Genomic DNA, 20,618 nt, shown 5'->3' on the forward strand with positions numbered 1-20,618 from the left:
GGTGGGAGAAGGTTATGGTAGCAAAAGTATTAACAATAGCAGGTTCCGATAGTGGCGGAGGGGCTGGCATTCAAGCTGATATAAAAACATTTCAGGAGCTGGATGTGTATGGGATGTCTGCCATCACCGCCCTTACAGCCCAAAACACATTAGGGGTTCAAAACGTCTATCCGATACCTGTTGGCATGGTGTTAGAGCAATTGAATTCCATTGCAGAGGATTTGCGACCGGATGCATTAAAGACTGGAATGCTTTTCAGTGGCGTCATTATTGAATCGGTAGCCGATAAGATTAAAGAAAACGGCTGGGGAAATGTAGTGGTTGATCCTGTCATGATAGCCAAAGGTGGAGCAAGACTTTTACAAGATGATTCCATCAAAGCTATTCGCGAAAAACTCTTACCAATTGCGACTGTAACGACGCCAAATATCCCTGAAGCGGAAGTGCTGACCGAAATGACGTTGGATACAATGGACAGGAGGAAAAAAGCAGCTCGAATGCTTCATAAACTTGGCTCTTCTCATGTTGTCATCAAAGGTGGACATGGGCAAGAGGACGAGTTAGTGGATCTTGTTTATGATGGCCATAGATTTTTTGAGATGAAAAGTATGCGCATTGATACAAGGCATACTCATGGAACCGGGTGTACGTTTGCAGCAGCCATCGCAGCAGGTCTTGCAAAAGGTTGTACAGCAGAGGATGCTATATTGACTGCAAAGCGATTTATTCATCATGCCATTGAGGTAGAGCTTGGAATAGGTAGTGGTCATGGTCCAACCAATCATTGGGCATACCGGAAAGCAGGTATTGGGGTATGAATAGGGATTGGTTGAGTGTTTACTTAGTGATGGGCAGTGTGGATTGCAATGGTCGAGACCCAAGGGATGTTCTGCAGGAAGCGATCAGTGGGGGGATAACTTTTTTTCAGTTTCGTGAAAAGGGGACCGGTGCCAAGGTAGGGATGGAAAAAAGGAAGCTTGCACGTGAGCTTAGGGAAATCTGTAAGAGGCATAATATCCCTTTTATTGTGAATGATGACATTGATTTAGCTTTGGAAGTAAAAGCGGATGGCGTGCATATTGGGCAAGAAGATACATCATTTTCAGTGGTGGAGGAACGTCTAGCACCTGGTATGATAATCGGTGTTTCTTGTCACACTGTGGAAGAGGCTGCAGCGGCTGTGGATGATGGCGCAGATTACATCGGAGTTGGTCCCATGTATTTTACTTCCACAAAAAAAGACATTAGGGAAGTGAAAGGGCCTGAGGTAATCAGTGAGATTAGGAAAGCTGGTTTGACGGTCCCAATAGTGGGCATTGGTGGTATTACAGTTGAAAATGCAGAAGAGGTATTAGAGGCTGGAGCGAATGGAGTCGCAGTGATCTCTGCCATTTCAAAAGCGGAGTCGGCTAAGGAAGCAGCCGCAGATTTTTCTCATATTCACAACATTGTCAAAAATTAATTACTAATACTATTATTCAATGATATAATAAAGTTACCATTTACTTTATAACATGTTTGCATGTAGTCCCCTGCTCTGTAATCTGAGCAGGGGTATTTTTTTGAGCCCAAACAAAGACGAACAAAAAGTGCCTGCTACCAAAATGCAGCAAGCACCCAATGATTATTTAATTACGGCTTCTTCTTCTTTCTTGATATCAATGGAAGGTCCGAAAAATTCGTAATTAATGTTTTCCTCCGCTACTCCAAGTTTACCAAGCATGGAGATGATAAACTTCATGAATGGAACTGGTCCACACACATAATAAAGAGCGTCTTTTTCTATGTTCATCGCTTTAAAAATATTTTCCGTGATGTAACCTTGTTCATGGAAAGCTCCTAATCTTACATCCTCATCTGATGGATTTTCATAAACATAAAGTTTTTTTCCGTTTTCCATCATATTGATGGTTTCCCTTACCTCATCTTTAAAGGCGTGTATAGAGCCATTTCTGGCGGCGTGAATGAAAGTGGTCGGTCTTGCTGATTGTTCTTTCGCAAGGGTCTTCAACATACTTAGCATTGGTGTGATTCCAACACCACCGCTAATTAAGTAAACAGGTGTGTCTTGGTTTGTATTAAGAATGAAGTCACCAGCTGGTGCAGTCACTTCGATTGTATTTCCTACATCCACATGCTCGTGAAGATAATTGGATACGGCCCCAGTTGGATCCCCCAATTCTTTTTTCACAGAAATTCTAAAAAATTCACTATTGGATGCATCCGACAAACTATATTGCCGGTTAAATAGATTCTTTTCACCAGGAATAGAGAGTCTGATGGTAATGTATTGTCCAGGGGTGAATGAGGGGACTGTGGATCCGTCGGACGGCTTCAAGTAGAAGGAAGTAATGAGCTCGCTTTCCTCGACTTTTTCCACCACTTCAAATTTTTTGAAATCCTCCCAGCCACCCGTTTGTTGCGCTGCTGCTTCATACATTTCCTTCTCTACAGAAATGAAGACATCTGCAATTACTCCATATGTTTCTCCCCATGCTGCAATAATTTCATCTGTTGCTGCATCTCCAAGAACAGCCTTGATTGCTTTAAGTAAATGATCGCCGACTATTGGATAATGCTCTGGTTTAACAGCTAAGCTTCTATGTTTGTGGGCAATCTGTTTGACAGCTGGTAAAAGAACTTCCAATTGATCGATGTAAGTAGCTGCTGCATAAATCGTGTTTGCCAAAGCGGTTTGCTGACGACCTTTCTTTTGGTTGGCATGATTAAAAATATTTAATAACTCAGGGTGGTTGGTAAATAGTGTCTTATAGAAATGCGTTGTAATTTCTTCACCTTTTACGGCTAACACTGGAGCGGTGGATTTTACAATTTGAATAGTAGACGAGCTTAACATTGAAATGCCTCCCTATTTGAAAGATATATTTTAAATACATCTTTATTATAAAATATAGCAGGGATAAAAGTAATATGTGAAATACATCTTTAACAAATTAGTCACAACTAGGCTAAGCAATGGATATAAATTTGAATAAAGCCAAAACAAAAAGGCTCCCATTGCTGGGAGCCTTTATATGCTGTGCTATAAATTATGCTTTGTTAACGTTAGCAGCTTGGTCGCCACGGTTACCTTGAACGATTTCAAATGTAACAGATTGACCTTCTTCTAAAGATTTGAAACCTTCGCCTTGGATTGCTGAGAAGTGAACGAATACGTCGTCTCCGTCTTGGCGCTCGATGAATCCGAAACCTTTTTCTGCGTTAAACCATTTTACTGTACCTTGTAACATGTTGTTACCTCCTAGTGTGCTTACCACACAATGTATTACTATTCTTGCTCTTAGAAATATCAAGGCGAAAGTTAAATCTTAACTTTGAATCCTTACATACCGAACAAAAATAATTCTTCTTAAGAATAACAGTAAAGTCCAAAAATAGCAACCCACGAACACAAAACCCCAATTGTGCGTGTGCCTTTTATATAGGTGGGAATTATCCTGTGAGGGTCTGACCCCTTCTTTTAATTTAATAAATGTAACATTAATGAAATATTTAAATTATTTTAATTTTGGTAATTTTGATGATTGACAAGTGCTTGTCTGGGGTGGTAAGTTTAAAAAGTGGAAATTATATGAAACTAAATCAAATTTTAAGGAAAGGGAGGGTTCGATGATGATTAAGTTTATGACAATTGAAATTGTAGATCGTAAATCCATCAATTTAATAAATCTCGTGACCTGTCCTGTTAGAAATTCGGTTATTGTATTTTAATCGAATTATCTATTCCTTTTAACGTATAGGCGTATCAGGATATCTTTGTAGGATACACAGGTCACCATCAGGGCGTGACGTGTGCTTTTTTTATGGAGAAAAAAGGTGGCATACCGAGGAACGTTCGGTATGCCACCTTTTTGTTTTGATTTTTTTCTATAATTTTCCAAAATAATAGTTAATGGAATTAACAACACTTCCATATAAAACAGGAGGAATACAAAATGGGAAATATTTATGTTCGGTTAATGATGTACAAAGTGGCTTCGGATGGAGGGTAGCAAGAAACTAGAATTCAGCATAGAAGGGAGAATTTATCATTATGTTTTCAGTACTAGGAAAATTGGGTTGGTTTTTTAAGGAACATTGGAAGAGGTACACAATAGCAATAGCATTACTTATTTTTGCAGGGATCTTAGAGGTTATTCCGCCAAAAATGATAGGAATGGCCATTGATGATATCCAAGTAGGCGCGTTTACGCCTGAAAAATTAATGCAATATGTAATTTTTCTAACCATATTGGCGGTAGTCATCTATGGGATCACATACACTTGGATGTATCAGCTTTTTGGAAGCTCCTTCTTGGTGGAAAGATCATTAAGATCAAAATTAATGGGCCATCTGTTAAAGATGACACCTACTTTTTATGAGAAAAACCGTACTGGGGATTTAATGGCCAGGGCAACGAATGATCTGAAAGCCATTTCCACTACAGCTGGGTTCGGGGTTTTAACGCTGATTGATTCTAGTGTGTTCATGCTGATCATTTTAGGAACGATGGGCTTTATGATTAGTTGGAAGTTGACATTAGCAGCAATTATTCCATTACCATTAATGGCACTTGCCATGAATATTTATGGCAAGAAAATTCACCAGCGTTTTACAGAGGCACAAGATGCATTTGGTGATATGAATGACAAAGTGCTTGAATCAATAGCCGGAGTCCGTGTTATACGCGCTTATGTGCAGGAAAGAGCGGACCAAGGTAGATTTCACCAGATGACAGATGATGTGTATAAGAAGAATGTAAAGGTTGCCATCATCGATTCACTTTTTGAGCCGACCATTAAATTGCTTGTCGGGGCAAGTTACCTGATTGGACTTGGCTATGGGGCATACTTGGTTTTCCATAAATCAATTACACTAGGGGAGCTTGTGGCGTTCAACGTTTATTTAGGAATGTTAATTTGGCCGATGTTTGCAATTGGTGAATTAATTAATGTCATGCAAAGGGGAAATGCATCGCTCGATCGTGTTAACGAGACCTTAGCATACAAAGAGGATGTCAGTGATCACCATGAACCGATTGATGTTTCTACTCCTAAAATCATTGAATTTAATCAAGTTACTTTCAAATACCCCTCTTCAACGGTGGACAATTTAAAGAATGTTTCTTTCCACTTAAAAGCAGGGCAAACACTTGGAATTGTAGGAAAAACAGGTAGTGGGAAAACGACATTGATTAAGCAACTTTTAAGAGAGTATCCACTTGGTACAGGTACCATCAGTATAAACGGTGTGGATCTTGAAAAAATCGGGTTGCACACTATCCAAGGCTGGATTGGCTATGTTCCACAGGATCATATCCTATTCTCGCGGTCTGTTAAAGAAAACATCTTATTTGGAAAAGAAGATGCAACAGATGAAGAAATTGCGCAAGCGATCAGATCATCTGCTTTTGAAAAAGATCTAGAATTGCTTCCGGATGGGTTGCAAACCTTGGTTGGAGAAAAAGGTGTATCGTTATCTGGAGGACAGAAACAGCGTATTTCCATAGCGCGAGCCCTTATTGCTGATCCTGATATATTAATACTTGATGACTCATTATCAGCAGTCGATGCGAAAACGGAAGCAACTATCATTGAAAATATTAGAAATGAACGCGCTGGAAAAACAACCTTCATTACCACTCACCGATTGTCAGGGGTGCAGCATGCGGATTGGATTATTGTTTTGGAGGACGGAGAAATTGTAGAGTCCGGCATGCATGATCATCTGATGGCCATTGGAGGCTGGTACAAAGAACAATTTGAAAGACAGCAAGTTCAATCGCCAAAAGGAGCGAGGTTTTAACATGAATGAAATCAAGAAAATAAAATCAGGCAAACGTCTTTTTCAATATGCACTAACGCAAAAGAAAGTTATTATTATTGCCTTGTTGATGCTGTCCATTGCGGTTGCAGCAGAGTTGACAGGTCCTTTTATCGCAAAAAGAATGATAGACAATCATATTCTTGGGATTGAAAAAGCTTGGATTGAAACAGAGCAAGATGGTGATAATCGAGTATATTTCAATGGGAAGTACTATGGAAGGGAAGACCGCGAAGTTGTCGCTGCCACCACAGAAAATAAGGCTAGGATTCTCCAAGTCGGCAGAGAATATTATTTCCTGCCATCAGACATCAACTTTGATGGGGAAAGATCTGCTAAAAATGGCGAGGTAACCATCAAAAGAGGAGAAGAGGAGCAAAGCTATCCTGCTCAAAAATTGACAAATAGTGAACTGATTAACTTTTATCAGCCAGAAGTGAAATATATCATCTATCTTGTAGGATTATATTTTGGTTTGCTTGTATTGGCCTCTTTCTTTCAATACGGTCAAAGTTATTACCTGCAGACATCTGCCAACCGCATCATTCAAAAAATGAGGGAGGATGTGTTTGGACAGATACAGAAATTACCGATCCAATATTTTGATCATCTTCCTGCTGGTAAGGTAGTATCCAGGATCACTAATGATACAGAAACGATTAAGGAGTTATATGTCACAGTCCTTGCGACTTTCTTTTCTGGTTTGATTTATATAACGGGAATTTATATCGCTTTATTTTTACTTGACGTAAGATTGGCGTTAATTTGCTTGGCCTTGATCCCGATTCTTATTGTCTGGTTTATCTTTTATCGAAAGTATGCGTCTGTTTATAACCACAAAATCCGGGCACTTCTTAGTGATATTAACGGTAATATTAATGAGTCTATTCAAGGAATGACCATTATTCAAGCTTTTAGACGTCAAAAGAAGGCAACAGAAGAGTTCGAGGGATGGAATGAACAGCATTTCACTTTCCAGAATAAACTGTTAAGCCTTAATGCTTTAACATCTCATAATCTCGTAGGAGTACTTAGAAATATTTCATTTGTCGTGGTGATTTGGTATTTCGGAGGTGCTTCATTAGGGATTGGCACGGTCGTTTCCTTAGGGGTGCTTTATGCATTTGTTGATTATCTAGGTAGAATGTTCGGCCCGATTACCGGAATGGTTAATCAATTGGCAAACCTTGAACAGGCACGAGTGTCTGCGGCCCGAGTGTTTGAATTGATGGATGAAGCGGGAATTCAAGTTTCCGACGTAAAACATCCACGCTATGAAGGGAATGTCTCCTTCGAATCTGTCTGGTTTGGTTACAAGGAAAATGAATATGTATTGAAGGATATTTCTTTTACAGCTTCCAAAGGCGAGACAGTAGCATTGGTCGGTCATACTGGATCAGGTAAAAGCTCCATCATGAATCTTTTATTCCGTTTTTATGATATTGAAAAAGGGAAAATCATTATTGATGGTCAAAACATTCAGGAGCTTCCTAAACAGGCAATCAGGCAGCATATGGGAATCGTCCTTCAAGATCCGTTCTTGTTTACCGGTACTATTTCCTCCAATGTAAGCCTAGACGATCCAACTATTTCCGTTGATCGCGTGAAAAAGGCGCTTGAAGATGTAGGGGCAATGGAATTTATCAATGCATTGCCAAAAGGGTTGGAGGAGCCAGTCATTGAAAAAGGAAGTACGTTATCTTCCGGACAACGTCAATTGATTTCCTTCGCACGTGCGTTGGCGTTTGACCCGGCCATCTTGATTCTTGATGAGGCTACAGCAAGTATTGATACGGAAACAGAAGCCGTCATTCAGCAGGCGTTGGAGGTCTTGAAGAAAGGAAGAACCACTTTCATCATTGCCCACCGACTTTCTACCATTAAGAACGCAGACCAAATTCTCGTACTTGATCGAGGAGAAATAGTCGAGCGAGGTAACCATTCTGAACTGATGGAGAGAAAAGGCAAGTATTATCAGATGTACGAATTACAGCAGGGTAGCAAGGACCTTGCTGTCTAAGAGCATTAGGCTATGGGGGAAAATTACCCCCGTAGCCTTTTTGTTATTTTTACGGATATTGGGAGAAAATAAAAAGGTAAACAAAGTCTTTGACAAGCTTCAAGACTTCTTATACTATACAGTATGTTGCAATAAAAATAATTCATATAAGAATACTGGGGGTTTAACAGAATGAAGAAAATTTTATCTATATTCACATTACTTTTACTAGCTGCGGTAGTGTTAACTGCATGTGGTACAACAAATAATAATGGTGCTACAGGAGAAGCTCCGAAAGAGGAAACGGACAATCTTCTAAGAAAGGTGGAAGAAGAAGGGGAACTTCTAGTTGGGACGGAAGGTACATACCCTCCTTTCACATTCCACGATGAGTCTGGAAAGTTGACAGGCTTTGATGTAGAAATTGCAGAAGCGATTGCTGAAAAAATGGGTGTAGAAGTAAAGTTCATGGAAACGCAATGGGATGCTATGTTTGCTGGTCTTGATTCAAAGCGTTTTGATATGATTGCCAACCAAGTGGGTATTCGTGAAGACCGCTTAGAGAAATACGATTTCTCTGACCACTATATTACATCAGCTGCTGTACTTGTTACGAAAGAAGACAATGAAGAAATCAAAAGCTTTGAAGACATTGAAGGTAAGAAATCAGCTCAATCATTAACAAGTAACTATGCAGACATTGCCCGTGAGTATAAAGCGGAAATCGAAGGAGTAGATGGTTTTAACCAAGCAATCGAACTAATCAACTCTAACCGAGTAGATGTAACAATCAATGATAAGTTATCGGTTCTTGATTTCCAAAAAAACCGTCCTAATGCGGCAATCAAAATTGTCGATGAAGCGGACGATGCTGCACAAAGTGGCTTGATGTTCCGAAAAGGTAGTGATGAGTTAGTAGAAGCGGTAAATAAAGCACTTGCAGAAATTATTGAAGACGGCACGTATGAAGAAATTTCAGAGAAATGGTTTGGTGAAAATGTACTTAACTAATATCCTGACAGATCCAGAACGTTTAGATAGATGGATGACAATCGCACAAAGCTCCCTTCTTCCTTTGTTGAAGGGAGCTTTGTCTAATACAATTCCATTGACGCTCCTTTCCTTCAGTTTTGGGTTGATGATAGCCGTATTAACGGCTTTGGCAAGAATATCGCCGGTTAATCCATTACAGATTGTAGCTAGAATTTATGTCTCGATTATTAGGGGTACTCCTCTTTTAGTGCAATTATTTTTTATTTTCTATGGATTGCCATCCATCGGGGTTACCATTGATTCATTTCCAGCAGCAGTAATTGCGTTTTCGTTGAATGTTGGGGCATATGCATCAGAAATAATCCGAGCAGCAATCCTTTCAACGCCAAAAGGACAATGGGAAGCGGCTTATTCCATGGGGATGAGTTATCCTCAAGCACTTAGAAGAATCATATTACCTCAGGCGGCACGGGTTTCGATTCCGCCATTGTCCAATTCTTTTATTAGTTTGGTGAAGGATACCTCTCTTGCTTCCTTAATTCTTGTAACAGAAATGTTCAGGGTGGCACAACAGATTGCTGCGACTAACTACGAATTCTTGTTGCTCTATGCGCAAGCAGGGGCGATTTACTGGGTAATCTGTTTTTGCTTATCCCTTTTACAAGGAAGAGTTGAACGTCGATTGGACAGATATGTTGCAAAATAGTTTAGCTAATAAAACAGCCATTAATAAAGGAGCTCAAGATATGATTTCAGTACAGAGCTTATATAAGCAATTTGGAGATTTAGAAGTATTAAAAGGCATTGATTTAAACGTGGAGCAAGGCAAGGTGGTAGTGGTAATAGGTCCATCTGGATCCGGTAAAACAACCCTTTTGCGTTGCTTGAATATACTAGAAACTCCTACTTCCGGTAAGGTGGAGATTGATCAGCAGGCACTAGATTTTGCTGAAAAGGTATCTTCCAACAAGATTGCAAGCTTTAGAAGACTAACTGGAATGGTCTTTCAAAGTTATAATCTATTCCCTCACATGACAGCCCTACAGAATGTAATGGAAGGTCCGATTACGGTAAAGAAAGAAGCAAAAGCTAAGGTGGAAGAACGCGCTAGGAAGTTGCTTGAAAAGGTAGGACTTGGAGATAAACTGGATTTTTATCCTTTTCAGCTTTCCGGTGGTCAGCAGCAACGTGTAGGAATTGCCCGTGCACTTGCTATGGAACCTAAAGTGATGCTATTTGATGAACCTACCTCTGCACTAGATCCCGAACTTGTCGGTGAAGTGTTAAGAGTAATGAAGGAACTGGCACAAGAAGGGATGACAATGGTGGTCGTTACCCATGAAATGAAGTTTGCCAAGGAAGTGGCAGATGAAGTAATTTTCATGGATGATGGCAAAATTGTCGAGAAGGGGAAACCTACTGATATATTTGAGAACCCCAAAGCAGATAGAACGAAGCAATTCTTACGTATGATTGAAAGTGGAGTTTAAATGGAGAAAAATCCCCGTTACTTGTAAAAGTGACGGGGATTTCATTTAGCTTTAGCTTGGCTGGTCTATTGATTTAAGAGATGAAAAAGCTGTGATTTATAGTTCGGTTAAGTATCCCTAAATCTTTTGACATTTGGTCAATTTACAATGATATCTTAAATTTCAGCTCATTTATCATCGCTTTTGATCTTACTAAAAGTGGTTTTAGGCAATTAGGGTTGGACATATTTGGATACTCCGCCTCCTTATTTCAGGTGATTATTAAAATCACGGTGATTTTTGTGAAAAACTTGGTTTTGATGCATAATAAAAAGCGTTCGGTCATTTCTCCCCTTGGTTCGGACACTTTCATCCCAAATTCCTAAGGGCTTCGGTCAATTCTAAGTATGTGTTCGGTCACCTTTCCCATACCTTCGGACACCTCAAAATTTCGTTCGGTCAAAATCACGAAATCTTCGGTCACTTTCCCAAAAACTTCAGTCAACTTTGGAAAATCTTTGGTCAAAAATCAAAAATCTTCGGACAATTGAACTTACCAAACAAATCACATCAAATGTACTTTTTCATATAGTCTGCGTCAATCTTATTTTTCAGCTTCCATGCCAGCTTATTGTGAGCGCTAAAGCGTCCGTATTGGAGTAAGGCTTCTTTATTACCTGTTGATAGTAACGATAGAAAATGACGTTGAGGAGTGAATGTAGAACACTCTTCTCCATTTATATAGCTTTTGATGTTTTTCCAAAGCAACTCAGCTTGCCTCACTGCATATACCCCGTTTTTAGGAAGGTCAGGAAACGCTTCTAGTGTTATACAATCACCTGCTCCAAAAATAAACGGCAGCCCTTTCGCTTGAAGGGTCCTTTCAGCCAAGAGAAAACCATTCCTATCACAAGGAAGCGAACTTTTCTTAAAGATGTCTGGTGAGCTTGGGCCAGTCAACCACAGAACGCGGGAGTGAGGGAGACTTCTACCGTTTTTTGTGATAACATGACTCCCATCCATATTCGCTACACTATCATCCTCTATTACTGAAAGTCCTTTTTTCAAAGCAATTCCCCTTATTAAATTGGAGGCTTTCCTAGAGGAAGCGGTCAACAGCTTTGAGGAAGTAATTAGCGCGACATTACTAGGAAAGCCGTTCTTTTTCCTCCAAGCTGTAATAGCCAAGGCAATTTCCACCCCTGAAGATCCGCCCCCAACCACTACTGGAAATTCAACTTCCCGGAATTCCTTCATTTTGTTTGCAAAAAGATAATTGGGTTTAATTTGGACAAGATAATCCTTAAAAGAGGACGGTCCCTCTACGAATGAGCCAGTATCAAATGAAACAACACTGAAAGGAATACTGGTCCCAGCCTTTGTCATGAGTGTTTTATCAGAAACAGAAACCTCCGTAACTTTATCTTCAATAAATGTTACTCCTGCCTTTTCAGACATGTTTTTTAAATCAATTCTAATTTCATCAATAGAGTACAGGCCTTCGGTATAGCCTGAGAACATACCTGAGTAATATTGATACCTATCAGGTGATATTAATAAAACATTCTGATTGGGAAAAGGCTTGTTCATTTTTATGTCTAATAAACACTTTAAGTGGGCGTGGCCTCCACCAACTAGAACAATATTCAACGCTATCCACACCTTCATATTTTTATTTTACATATATTTTAACGTAGAGAAGTTTTCATAGCCAAAAATAAGCAAGGCACCCCAGATGATGAGGTGCCTCTAGCCATACATATAAAATTATGTTGCTACATAAAAACGAAAACTTATCTTCCGCCTAGGGATTGCTCAGCCATTTGAACTAGACGCTTAGTGATTTCTCCACCAACAGATCCGTTAGCGCGAGCAGTTGTTTCTGCACCAAGACTAACTCCAAACTCAGTTGCGATTTCGTACTTCATTTGGTCGATAGCTGCTTGAGCTCCAGGTGCTACTAATTGATTTGACGAATTGTTTCTGCTTGCCATGATGTGATTCATCTCCTCGTAATATAGTTTTGGCTGGACCAACTGGGGTTGCACCAGTAAGTGCAGAGGTCTCTGCTGCCGTCTAGGCTTGGTCCATTGGTTGATAAGTTGTTACTTGTATTATAGGAATTTCATAATATCTTTATCCATTTATTTTTAGGTAATTTATGGATTTTTTCTATTTCAGTATTATGGCATATTTGAAGGTAAGATGTAAAAATTAATGATAAGCAGAAGATGCAAGGAACTGGAGGAGCTTTTATGGAGATATGTCCGCTATGTAATGGGTTGGAAGATTATCAAGGGAACTGCGCGTCGTGCGGCAGTATGGTTGTTGATATGGGGAAGGTGACGGATTATTTGGATGATTATAGTGCGTATATGGAAATAAATCTTTTGAAGATGGTTGATGGAGATTTAAATAGTTTGGAAAATCATGTTTGCTTACATTTGTTCCATTGTTCTGTGTGTCAAAAAGAGCAAATTAATCCTATACAAGAATAAAAAAACAGGTCGGTTAAGACCTGTTTTTCGATAAAATATTATTTAGAACGTACACGAGATTCAGTTTCAATGTCGAAGAAGTGGCATTTGTTCATGTCTAATGCAAGTTGAAGCTTTTGTTGAGGCTTCACGTCTGTACGGGAATCAACACGTGCTACGAAATCTTGGCCGTTAATTTGAGAATAAAGCATAGATTCGGCACCAAGAAGCTCAGATACTTCAATAACAGCTGTGATAGTCGTTCCAACAGATGATTCAATGAAAACAGGCTCATCGTGGATATCTTCTGGACGAATTCCAAGGATGATTTCTTTTCCTACATATCCTTGGTCACGAAGTACTTTCATTTTTCCTTCAGGAACTGCAATTTTCTGTTCGCCGATCAAGAATGTCCCATCTTCAAGTTTACCGTTGAAGAAGTTCATAGCAGGAGATCCAATGAATCCACCTACGAATACGTTTTCTGGGTTCTCGTAAACTTCTTTAGGTGAACCAACTTGTTGGATGATACCATCTTTCATTACAACAAGGCGTGTTGCCATTGTCATCGCTTCTGTTTGGTCATGCGTTACATAGATTGTTGTCGTTTGAAGGCGTTGGTGAAGCTTAGAGATTTCTGCACGCATCGCTACACGTAGTTTTGCATCAAGGTTGGATAACGGCTCATCCATTAAGAATACTTTTGCATCACGAACGATTGCACGACCTAATGCTACACGTTGACGCTGACCACCGGATAATGCTTTTGGTTTACGGTCAAGGTATTGTTCCAAGCCAAGAATTGCTGCTGCTTCTTTTACGCGGCGGTCAATCTCTTCTTTAGGGAACTTACGTAATTTTAAACCGAATGCCATGTTGTCATATACATTCATGTGTGGATATAGGGCATAGTTTTGGAATACCATTGCGATGTCGCGGTCTTTTGGTGCAACGTCGTTCATTCTTTTGCCGTCGATTACGAAGTCACCTTTTGAAATTTCCTCAAGCCCTGCAATCATACGTAGAGTTGTGGATTTACCGCAACCTGATGGACCTACGAATACGATAAATTCTTTATCTTTGATGTGTAGGTTGAAGTCTTTAACTGCTGTTACGTCGCCTTCATATACTTTGTAGATATGGTCAAGTTGTAATTCTGCCATGTTCGTTTCCCCCTATGAAATCGTTTTCTTAATCTGTTATTAGTTTACCGAAAACGCATACATTTCGTAAATGTACAAGTTGCACAAAAAAAAAGCAACGTCTTTGTGCAACGTTACTTTTCAATAATGATGATTGCTAGGTAGGCGGCCATGGCTCCCTGGAAGTTTTTGATGTCTATGCCAGTCCGTTCTATGAATTTATCGATTCGGTATTGAAGACTGTTACGGTGCATGAACAGTTTCTTGGCTGTTAGTGATACATTCATATTATTTTCTATATAGACTTTTACGCTTTGTAAAAGTTCTTTTTCATCATCTAGCATCGTACCAAACATCTTTTTGATATAAGAGATTTGTTGGGCATCTATGTTTTCTGTCAGCATAAAAGGGAGGGCGTGTTGAAATGTATGTATGTTTGCCTGCTTCCTTGCTATTAAGGATCGTTCAAAGCAATGTTGTTCCCAGCGAAATAAGTCTGCCAATTTTTCTTCAAATTCGGTGTATGCTCCGATATACAACTTTACATTCGTATAGAAGTCAGAAGCAGTGATATCAATAATGTCATGGAGAGGAACAGATTCCTCTTCTTTCACTTCAGGCAAAAAGTTTACAATCACGCCGGAAGTAAAGTTTTTCCATACTATCTCCATGTCGCTATCAAAAAACGCAACTAAAGCTTCTTTCCATTCTTCCTTGTTCAATAGTGGTTCGGAGAATTCAAAATGGATGAAGCGGAAAGTCCTTTGTTGACTGTATGGATTTTGTTGGGTAGCACGTCCAAATAATAATTCATGCCACCACTGTTCCTTTTCACTCATAGATAGTTGATGTTCTTCTACCTTTTGCAAAAATGTTTCTAACAGCAAAATATCTTTTGAAGTCAATGCTTCTTTTTCTATTCCGTAATATTCATTTGCTGATGAAGTGAACCATAGATATTGTGAAAAGTTGTATGGGGAAGATGTCTGGATAAGAGCATCCTTATATATTTTTTTTAATTGGTTGTACATGATTAATCCCTTTCCTTCTAAGCTATTCCTTTTATTATATCGAAGAGAACACGGTATACAAAGGAATAAAAAAACTCCTCCAAAAAAGGGAAGAGTTTTTATCGTTATTCTTTAGGTGGTTCTTCTTTTTCTAGATCACGTGCTTCTTCTATGTTAGTGTATTGGTCCCGTTCAAAAACAGTTCCACCTGCTAACCCTTCATTGATATACCTGTCAACATCCATGAAATATTCATCTCTGCCTTCATATTGTGGGCCTTTATCGGTCTTTTTCTTATCTGCCATAAAAAAATCCCTCCTTTTTAGTTAGTTTATCTAAAGGAGGGAAAATGATTCTTCAATCATAGACGTGAAAAAGCATCAGTTCATGAATCTGAGCTTCCACGGCTTGTTTTTCTTCTTCGGAAAAGGTTTGTGATTCTGGCCATTCTATGGAACCGTTTTTGTGATAGACGGCTTTTACGGAGTGACCTTTATAAAAAAAGGAAAGATGCCATCCAGGCAGTTGGTTATTTTGATAGAAAGGTTTTAATTGAAAGTGTGAAATCATGCCTTTTCCTCCTCATGGTGTAATGACGACTTGTAACATTATTCGACATTATGTGGAGGATTCCTGCATGGAAAAGCCAGATCGTTCATAGAATACCTTGGAAATATTTTCAGTTGCACGTTGCTTTATCGGAGGCTCATCAAAATCCATTGGCTTGGCATTCAATTCAAAGATGAAATGATTTCCTTCAGGTGTAACTCCAATGTCTGCCGAGAATTCCCCAATCTCATCATAAAAAGAAGTAAGCTGTTTCCCACATTGGTAAATAAGTTGTTCCATTGTTTCAAGGTCTGTTTTAACTGGTAGCTCTTCCGTTGCCACAATTACTCCACCTGCAGGGACGTGGGTGGTTACCTGCTGTTTTTTCGCCATTCGAACGCCTACTCCTGTAATAGCAAAGCGGTTGCCGCTTGAGTGGGCCAATACTCGGTAATCGAATTTCTTGCCTCTCATCGGCACTGTAGTGATGGCTTCTTGAATAATATAAGAATTTAAAGGTTCTTCTTTTTCAAAATAACGGGCAAGTTTACTTATAGATGGAAAAAGGACGGTAGTGGTGGATGTTGACTTCATCAAGTACGTGTTTCCGTTTCTGGTTATCAGAAAAACTCCTTTTCCTCTCTTACTTTTTCTTTTTTTTATATATACCTCCTGGTAGGTCGAGAGATACTCTGCTAATGTATCTTCTGATAAAAGGTCCGTTTTGGGTAAGTGATGTGCCAACATGTCGTTGTCTTTAAGCTGTAAGTATAACTCCCACTTATCAAAAAAATGTGGGTTGAAAACTGGAATATGATAAAGAGAGGTAAGCTTTTCTGTTTGTTCTAAGAAAAGTTTTTCGTCCTCATATCGTGACAAGCGATTATACAAAAGATCAGGAAGTGGCGTTTGTATCTTGATCCAATGGTCGTGCGTTGGCAGATAACAAAAACCGCTAATTCCATCCTCTGTAAGTTGTTGTGGAGTAACAACCACAGATAATCCACCTGATTGTTGAAGAGTTCGTTGTATTCTTTTGAAAAGACCAACATTCCCTATAAAACCATCCTGTTTTGGACTTGCCAAAATTCCGATAAGCGGACCGGCTTTCATATCCTTTAGCAAGAATGGAAAGCTAATAGCTTTGCTGGTATGCTCCATTTTATATGGAACAGAAAAGTACTTTCCCAATGTCACTTTCTGCTTTGCGTTAAATCGCTGGTACCAAGTCTGGGAGGTAATCTCATAAAATAATTCAATCATGAAAAAACACCTTCCGGATTTTTTATTGTATGCTCAGTCAAATACACCGCATATTCAATGGACAGCTTGCGAGTTAAAACATCTTCGTTTCTCAACTTAGGATGATAGAAGATGGAACGGCCAGGCTTGGAGTTTGCTTCAAACATCCAAAGCTTGTGCTCTTTATCAAGCCCCAAATCAAAACCGATTTCCCCGATAAACCCAGGCATATGTGTATCTATGGCATTGCTTATTAAAAGGGAGGCTTGAGACAATTTATCGATGACTGCTTCTTGTTCATCTTTTTCTGTAAATATTTCAGAAATTGTCTTGATCACTCCGCCGCTGTTGGCGTGGGTGGTAATGCTCCCTTTGCCGCTAAGCTTAGCAGCCATTGCACTCACAACCCAATTCCCCTGTTCATCCTTATTAGTATGAACACGAAAATCAACGAAGGATTCCTCTACTTTTAATAACGAAATGCCCTGTTGAATGAGATAAGAGGACAAGTCCTTGTTTTTAAGGACATGTGCCAACAGGGCTTCAAGAGAAGAGGAACGCTGCAGCTTATTAACAAAATCCTCATTTTTATAGCGAGCATAATAGGTTTCTTCTTCACGGTTATAAATAATTTTGTAAACACCTAGTCCTAAACTGCCATTTGTAGGTTTTAGGTATATGAAAGGATATTTTGATAATAATTTTTCCATTTTTTCAATGGACACGTTATTATGTGTTTCTGGTAGATAAGGGACAATATTTTCTTCAATCATAAGCTTTTGATGAATATCCCATTTGTTGAAGAAACCTGGGTTAAACCAGGGAATGGCATAATCTTTTTGCATTTTTTCTCTTGTATGTGCAAGAAGCCTATGTTTCTCTGTCCGCCTGTTAGGAAGGCGATCGTAAACTACGTGAGGAAAAGGGAGGGTCCTTTTTCTCCAACCCTGCTCAGTAAACATGAAGCCTTCCATCGTACCCTCTTCCCAATTAATATGATTAGCGCCGAATAGAAACATATAAGCACCAACTTTTCTCTCCGTTGCCAGCAGTTTGGAGAAAAATAATGACCGTTCACCTATTGGCCTAATCATGGAGCTAGTAAACCCTGCTGTGAAAATTCCAATCAGAGGGCCAAGATGAAGGGTGCCTTCATGAACAAATACATGGATATTCCCTTCATAAGGGACAAGCAACTTTTTAAACAATGGTTTAGAAAGATAGAGAGAATGCCCTTTATGCGAAATCCCATCACAGGCATACTGATGTGTTCCAAAAGCGATTGATTCTATGTGGACATTGCTAATCTCTTCCGGAACAAGAATTTGGTGTTCTTTTAAGTCATCTCTGCATTTAACAGGTATGAGTGCTTTCAACATCATCAACTCCCGTTTGCTCACCTTTTAATTGACGACAAGTACATGCAGTACTTGCTCGGGGCTTCATAAATTTCTGCCTGTACAGAAGGAGAAGCCATTGTTACTATCTTATGACCGGGCTTAGAATTAATATCTAAAATCCATAAATTATAGTCAGGATCGATCCCAATGTCTATTCCCAATTCAAAAAGAGGGGAGATCATCTGGTCAATCGCATAAGGGAGATGCTCAACAATGACCTGTAATTTCCTTTCTAATTCCTCTCTTTTTGCCCGATGTAAGCCTTGAATAATGACAGAGAAAGGAAGCATTTCCCCGCCACCTGCAAGATTGGATGTGATATGATTCTTTGGGCCTGTCCGGATACAACGCACTCTTTCCGTCCAGTTTCCTTCTTCATTTTTTTGTAGAAATATCCTTAAATCAAATGGAACATCCTTTTTATTTTGCAAAGGTAGAAATGGTTGGAAAATATACTCTGTATCCTTCATGCGACTATGCAGCCACTTTTTTAGATGATGATCAGTCCTAAATATATAGAGTGATTCTCCAGGTTGAACCACCTCTTTTACGATATATTGGCCATCGATCCTTTCTACCTTTATTAATCCTCTTCCTTGGGAGCCATTGATGGGTTTAATTAGCCAACTCTTTTTTTGACGGAAGTGTGATAAGAAAAATGTGACGCTTGTGAGTTTCTTTGTTAGAGGAAAGAAGGCTTGGATTTCCTTTATGGTTGATAACTTGTTATAGACTTCCCATTTATTTGGGAGCCCGTAACCTAGGAACTGTACATTTTCCTGTAACTTCAATGAGTCTGTTCCTGCTTTAAAGAGTTGCGCTTTCTTGGTTCCGTAATAACAGCGGTCATAAATAAAGGAAGGAATGGGAATTGTGGAGTCCTTCCATTCCTTCTTGTTTGAAGTGTACATAAGACCTGATACGTGAGATGGGCTTTCTGTTAATTGAGTTGGTGAAATGATGCATATCATGACACCATTATTCGCAGCATGTTCGGCTATTTTTGTAAGGTAAAAAGTCGGTTGTGAAAATGAGAGGACACCTAGGGTGATCATATTATCTCTCCTTTAAGTGTTCGTGTATCAGATATAAACAGTAGATAATAACAGCTTTGGCAGAAGGGCGGATGCTCCTTGCGTTTACTGGCTGATCTAAATTCTTGGATGGTTTTGTATTTACCTCAATGATCCAAGGATGGCCAGTGGTATCAATTGCAAGGTCAATACCCAATTCTCCAAAAAGTCCATCTGAGGCAGCTCCGATTTCGTTTGCCACTTCAAGTGCCAATTCCTTTAGGAGCTTTCGGATATGCGGAAGTTCTCTGGTGTCAAATTTCGTTCGAAGTACATGTTGGACAGAAAGCATTTCTCCTCCCTGGGCGAGATTCGATACGAATGATCCGCTCTTAGAGGCTCTGGCGGTAGAGGAGGTAACCTGCCAACGATTATTATTGGTGCGATGACACAGATAGCGGAAATCCACGGGCCTCCCATCTAAATGAAGAAGGTCTAACCCTTGTTGAAGGATGTATTGCCTTTTCTTGATCTCAGGAGAAAGTCGCTTGTACAAATCAGTTATACTGCTATATTTTTGGGATACTTGTTGTTGAAGGGAAGAGTAATCCAGCGTGTACCCATCTTGAGTTTTGCAAACTTTAAATATCTGTTTACCTTGACTGCCATTGATTGGTTTCAAAAAAAGAGTAGAATGAATTTCTAACCAAGACTCCAGTCGTTTGCCAGAAAATAGTGCTGTCTCTGGCAAATAAGGAGTCAAATGGTCTGCATGGACAAGCTGTTCATGCACTGTCCATTTGTTTAGAAAATGATCATTAAAGTAAGGAATCTCCCATTCTTGCAATTGATTAGTAAATTCACGAAACATTTCACTCTTCTCATTCGTACGTTTATGGAGGCGGTTGTGCACGACTTGAGGATACGGAAGCAGAGCTTTGTTCCAGATGTTGTTCTCCAAGTAGTACCCCTCGATATGTCTTTCTTTCCATTGATCGTCAAGCGTGAAAACATAGAAGATAACACCGATATCCTCCGAATAGTTGGCAAGCTCCATGCAATACTCTTCAATAGACTTAAGGTCGATACAATCTTCGTCCTTCATTCCGATTTCTGTGAGGAGGGCGATAACAGGGCCGATATGAAGTGTGTTGGATTCAATGTTATACGTGATGAGGTAAGATCGTTCCTCATCAAAAAGTAACAAAGATTTCTGGATACTTCGGTCCAGTTTCAACACGTTTTCTTCTATATTGATAGTTACGATATTACATGTCATTGTATTCCGGCTACATTGAACCGTACATAAACATATATGTTCAGGAAGCTTTAATTTTTTTGCTAATGCTTCACTTACTTGTATAATTGGTACATGTGCATTATTTTCAATAGGTATTACCCTTGCAGCTAAAAATTTCATGTTTTTCCCTCATTTTTTGTCTAAGGTTAGGCTGTTTAGGAGAAACAGGGGAATTTGCCCCACAATCTATAGTATTGAAA

20 protein-coding genes and 1 pseudogene are annotated in these 20,618 nt (G+C 39.4%); 9 read left to right on the forward strand and 12 right to left on the reverse strand.

Annotation, left to right across the window (positions count from 1 at the left end):
• Window positions 1–14: 14 nt before the first annotated feature.
• Together thiD and thiE are read left to right on the forward strand one after the other, a co-directional pair.
• Window positions 15–818 carry a bifunctional hydroxymethylpyrimidine kinase/phosphomethylpyrimidine kinase gene (gene thiD, locus HF078_RS09585; RefSeq protein WP_169290952.1) on the forward strand — a complete coding sequence of 268 codons (804 nt, stop codon included), beginning with the start codon at window positions 15–17 and terminating at the stop codon, window positions 816–818.
• On the forward strand, window positions 815–1,462 hold the full coding sequence (gene thiE, locus HF078_RS09590) for a thiamine phosphate synthase (RefSeq protein WP_169290953.1): 648 nt from the start codon (window positions 815–817) through the stop codon (window positions 1,460–1,462). Before thiD ends, thiE begins: the two co-directional genes overlap by 4 nt.
• 162 nt (window positions 1,463–1,624) lie before the next feature.
• Here thiE and hmpA read toward each other — a convergent pair whose 3' ends face one another.
• Window positions 1,625–2,857: an NO-inducible flavohemoprotein gene (gene hmpA / locus HF078_RS09595; RefSeq protein ID WP_169290954.1), complete on the reverse strand. Its 1,233-nt coding sequence runs from the start codon at window positions 2,855–2,857 to the stop codon at window positions 1,625–1,627.
• 193 nt (window positions 2,858–3,050) lie between these two features.
• Complete coding sequence (locus tag HF078_RS09600) at window positions 3,051–3,251, reverse strand: cold-shock protein (RefSeq protein ID WP_010198513.1); 201 nt, start codon at window positions 3,249–3,251, stop codon at window positions 3,051–3,053.
• 803 nt (window positions 3,252–4,054) lie between these two features.
• On the opposite strand from HF078_RS09600, the gene HF078_RS09605 reads away from it, so the two are divergent.
• The 6 genes and pseudogenes from HF078_RS09605 to HF078_RS09625 all read left to right on the forward strand — a co-directional run bounded on the left by HF078_RS09605 (window position 4,055) and on the right by HF078_RS09625 (window position 10,306).
• Entirely contained in the window at window positions 4,055–5,806 is a 1,752-nt protein-coding gene (locus HF078_RS09605) for an ABC transporter ATP-binding protein (RefSeq protein WP_169290955.1), read from the forward strand.
• 142 nt (window positions 5,807–5,948) lie between these two features.
• Window positions 5,949–6,968, forward strand: a pseudogene (locus tag HF078_RS21280) (ABC transporter transmembrane domain-containing protein); the annotation flags it as partial.
• Window positions 6,969–7,052: 84 nt separating this feature from the next.
• Entirely contained in the window at window positions 7,053–7,844 is a 792-nt protein-coding gene (locus tag HF078_RS21285) for an ABC transporter ATP-binding protein (protein WP_481748009.1), read from the forward strand.
• A 171-nt stretch (window positions 7,845–8,015) separates the two neighbouring features.
• Window positions 8,016–8,834, forward strand: coding sequence for an amino acid ABC transporter substrate-binding protein (locus tag HF078_RS09615; protein ID WP_169290956.1), 819 nt, complete (start codon window positions 8,016–8,018; stop codon window positions 8,832–8,834).
• A complete protein-coding gene (locus tag HF078_RS09620) occupies window positions 8,821–9,522 on the forward strand; it encodes an amino acid ABC transporter permease (protein ID WP_169290990.1) in 702 nt (233 codons plus the stop codon). The genes HF078_RS09615 and HF078_RS09620 overlap by 14 nt, the downstream gene beginning before the upstream one ends.
• Window positions 9,523–9,562: 40 nt before the next feature.
• On the forward strand, window positions 9,563–10,306 hold the full coding sequence (locus HF078_RS09625) for an amino acid ABC transporter ATP-binding protein (RefSeq protein WP_169290957.1): 744 nt from the start codon (window positions 9,563–9,565) through the stop codon (window positions 10,304–10,306).
• 549 nt (window positions 10,307–10,855) lie between these two features.
• On the opposite strand, the gene HF078_RS09630 is transcribed toward HF078_RS09625, so the two are convergent.
• Window positions 10,856–11,935, reverse strand: coding sequence for an FAD-dependent oxidoreductase (locus HF078_RS09630; RefSeq protein WP_169290958.1), 1,080 nt, complete (start codon window positions 11,933–11,935; stop codon window positions 10,856–10,858).
• 143 nt (window positions 11,936–12,078) lie between these two features.
• On the reverse strand, window positions 12,079–12,279 hold the full coding sequence (locus HF078_RS09635) for an alpha/beta-type small acid-soluble spore protein (RefSeq protein WP_148989714.1): 201 nt from the start codon (window positions 12,277–12,279) through the stop codon (window positions 12,079–12,081).
• Window positions 12,280–12,540: 261 nt separating this feature from the next.
• Between HF078_RS09635 and HF078_RS09640 the strand changes: the two genes are divergently transcribed.
• Window positions 12,541–12,783: a hypothetical protein gene (locus HF078_RS09640; protein ID WP_169290959.1), complete on the forward strand. Its 243-nt coding sequence runs from the start codon at window positions 12,541–12,543 to the stop codon at window positions 12,781–12,783.
• 38 nt (window positions 12,784–12,821) lie between these two features.
• Here HF078_RS09640 and HF078_RS09645 read toward each other — a convergent pair whose 3' ends face one another.
• The 8 genes from HF078_RS09645 to HF078_RS09680 form a co-directional block, all read right to left on the reverse strand.
• Window positions 12,822–13,925: an ABC transporter ATP-binding protein gene (locus HF078_RS09645; RefSeq protein WP_169290960.1), complete on the reverse strand. Its 1,104-nt coding sequence runs from the start codon at window positions 13,923–13,925 to the stop codon at window positions 12,822–12,824.
• Between the two features lie 113 nt (window positions 13,926–14,038).
• Window positions 14,039–14,935, reverse strand: coding sequence for a PucR family transcriptional regulator (locus HF078_RS09650; RefSeq protein WP_169290961.1), 897 nt, complete (start codon window positions 14,933–14,935; stop codon window positions 14,039–14,041).
• A 104-nt stretch (window positions 14,936–15,039) separates the two neighbouring features.
• Complete coding sequence (locus tag HF078_RS09655) at window positions 15,040–15,219, reverse strand: hypothetical protein (protein WP_169290962.1); 180 nt, start codon at window positions 15,217–15,219, stop codon at window positions 15,040–15,042.
• 52 nt (window positions 15,220–15,271) lie between these two features.
• Complete coding sequence (locus HF078_RS09660; RefSeq protein ID WP_148989719.1) at window positions 15,272–15,484, reverse strand: YheE family protein; 213 nt, start codon at window positions 15,482–15,484, stop codon at window positions 15,272–15,274.
• Between the two features lie 48 nt (window positions 15,485–15,532).
• A complete protein-coding gene (locus HF078_RS09665; protein WP_169290963.1) occupies window positions 15,533–16,726 on the reverse strand; it encodes a YheC/YheD family protein in 1,194 nt (397 codons plus the stop codon).
• Window positions 16,723–18,087, reverse strand: a complete 1,365-nt coding sequence (locus HF078_RS09670; RefSeq protein ID WP_240951714.1) for a YheC/YheD family endospore coat-associated protein — start codon at window positions 18,085–18,087, stop codon at window positions 16,723–16,725. Before HF078_RS09670 ends, HF078_RS09665 begins: the two co-directional genes overlap by 4 nt.
• Before the next feature lie 14 nt (window positions 18,088–18,101).
• A complete protein-coding gene (locus HF078_RS09675; RefSeq protein WP_169290964.1) occupies window positions 18,102–19,160 on the reverse strand; it encodes a YheC/YheD family endospore coat-associated protein in 1,059 nt (352 codons plus the stop codon).
• Between the two features lies 1 nt (window position 19,161).
• Window positions 19,162–20,538: a YheC/YheD family endospore coat-associated protein gene (locus tag HF078_RS09680; RefSeq protein WP_169290965.1), complete on the reverse strand. Its 1,377-nt coding sequence runs from the start codon at window positions 20,536–20,538 to the stop codon at window positions 19,162–19,164.
• Between the last annotated feature and the right edge of the window lie 80 nt (window positions 20,539–20,618).

It is taken from the genome of Bacillus sp. RO2, assembly GCF_012911845.1.
Taxonomy (GTDB): domain Bacteria; phylum Bacillota; class Bacilli; order Bacillales; family Bacillaceae_I; genus Sutcliffiella_A.

What these genes read in the sequence shown, in the direction of transcription:
- HF078_RS09660 (WP_148989719.1), bottom strand. Translation starts at nt 15,484, where the DNA reads ATGATTTCACACTTTCAATTAAAACCTTTCTATCAAAATAACCAACTG.
- HF078_RS21285 (WP_481748009.1), top strand. Translation starts at nt 7,053, where the DNA reads ATGGATGAAGCGGGAATTCAAGTTTCCGACGTAAAACATCCACGCTAT.
- HF078_RS09655 (WP_169290962.1), bottom strand. Translation starts at nt 15,219, where the DNA reads ATGGCAGATAAGAAAAAGACCGATAAAGGCCCACAATATGAAGGCAGA.
- HF078_RS09640 (WP_169290959.1), top strand. Translation starts at nt 12,541, where the DNA reads ATGGAGATATGTCCGCTATGTAATGGGTTGGAAGATTATCAAGGGAAC.
- HF078_RS09665 (WP_169290963.1), bottom strand. Translation starts at nt 16,726, where the DNA reads ATGATTGAATTATTTTATGAGATTACCTCCCAGACTTGGTACCAGCGA.
- HF078_RS09645 (WP_169290960.1), bottom strand. Translation starts at nt 13,925, where the DNA reads ATGGCAGAATTACAACTTGACCATATCTACAAAGTATATGAAGGCGAC.
- HF078_RS09675 (WP_169290964.1), bottom strand. Translation starts at nt 19,160, where the DNA reads ATGATCACCCTAGGTGTCCTCTCATTTTCACAACCGACTTTTTACCTT.
- hmpA (WP_169290954.1), bottom strand. Translation starts at nt 2,857, where the DNA reads ATGTTAAGCTCGTCTACTATTCAAATTGTAAAATCCACCGCTCCAGTG.
- thiE (WP_169290953.1), top strand. Translation starts at nt 815, where the DNA reads ATGAATAGGGATTGGTTGAGTGTTTACTTAGTGATGGGCAGTGTGGAT.
- HF078_RS09600 (WP_010198513.1), bottom strand. Translation starts at nt 3,251, where the DNA reads ATGTTACAAGGTACAGTAAAATGGTTTAACGCAGAAAAAGGTTTCGGA.
- HF078_RS09605 (WP_169290955.1), top strand. Translation starts at nt 4,055, where the DNA reads ATGTTTTCAGTACTAGGAAAATTGGGTTGGTTTTTTAAGGAACATTGG.
- HF078_RS09680 (WP_169290965.1), bottom strand. Translation starts at nt 20,538, where the DNA reads ATGAAATTTTTAGCTGCAAGGGTAATACCTATTGAAAATAATGCACAT.
- thiD (WP_169290952.1), top strand. Translation starts at nt 15, where the DNA reads ATGGTAGCAAAAGTATTAACAATAGCAGGTTCCGATAGTGGCGGAGGG.
- HF078_RS09615 (WP_169290956.1), top strand. Translation starts at nt 8,016, where the DNA reads ATGAAGAAAATTTTATCTATATTCACATTACTTTTACTAGCTGCGGTA.
- HF078_RS09650 (WP_169290961.1), bottom strand. Translation starts at nt 14,935, where the DNA reads ATGTACAACCAATTAAAAAAAATATATAAGGATGCTCTTATCCAGACA.
- HF078_RS09625 (WP_169290957.1), top strand. Translation starts at nt 9,563, where the DNA reads ATGATTTCAGTACAGAGCTTATATAAGCAATTTGGAGATTTAGAAGTA.
- HF078_RS09620 (WP_169290990.1), top strand. Translation starts at nt 8,821, where the DNA reads ATGTACTTAACTAATATCCTGACAGATCCAGAACGTTTAGATAGATGG.
- HF078_RS09635 (WP_148989714.1), bottom strand. Translation starts at nt 12,279, where the DNA reads ATGGCAAGCAGAAACAATTCGTCAAATCAATTAGTAGCACCTGGAGCT.
- HF078_RS09670 (WP_240951714.1), bottom strand. Translation starts at nt 18,087, where the DNA reads ATGATGTTGAAAGCACTCATACCTGTTAAATGCAGAGATGACTTAAAA.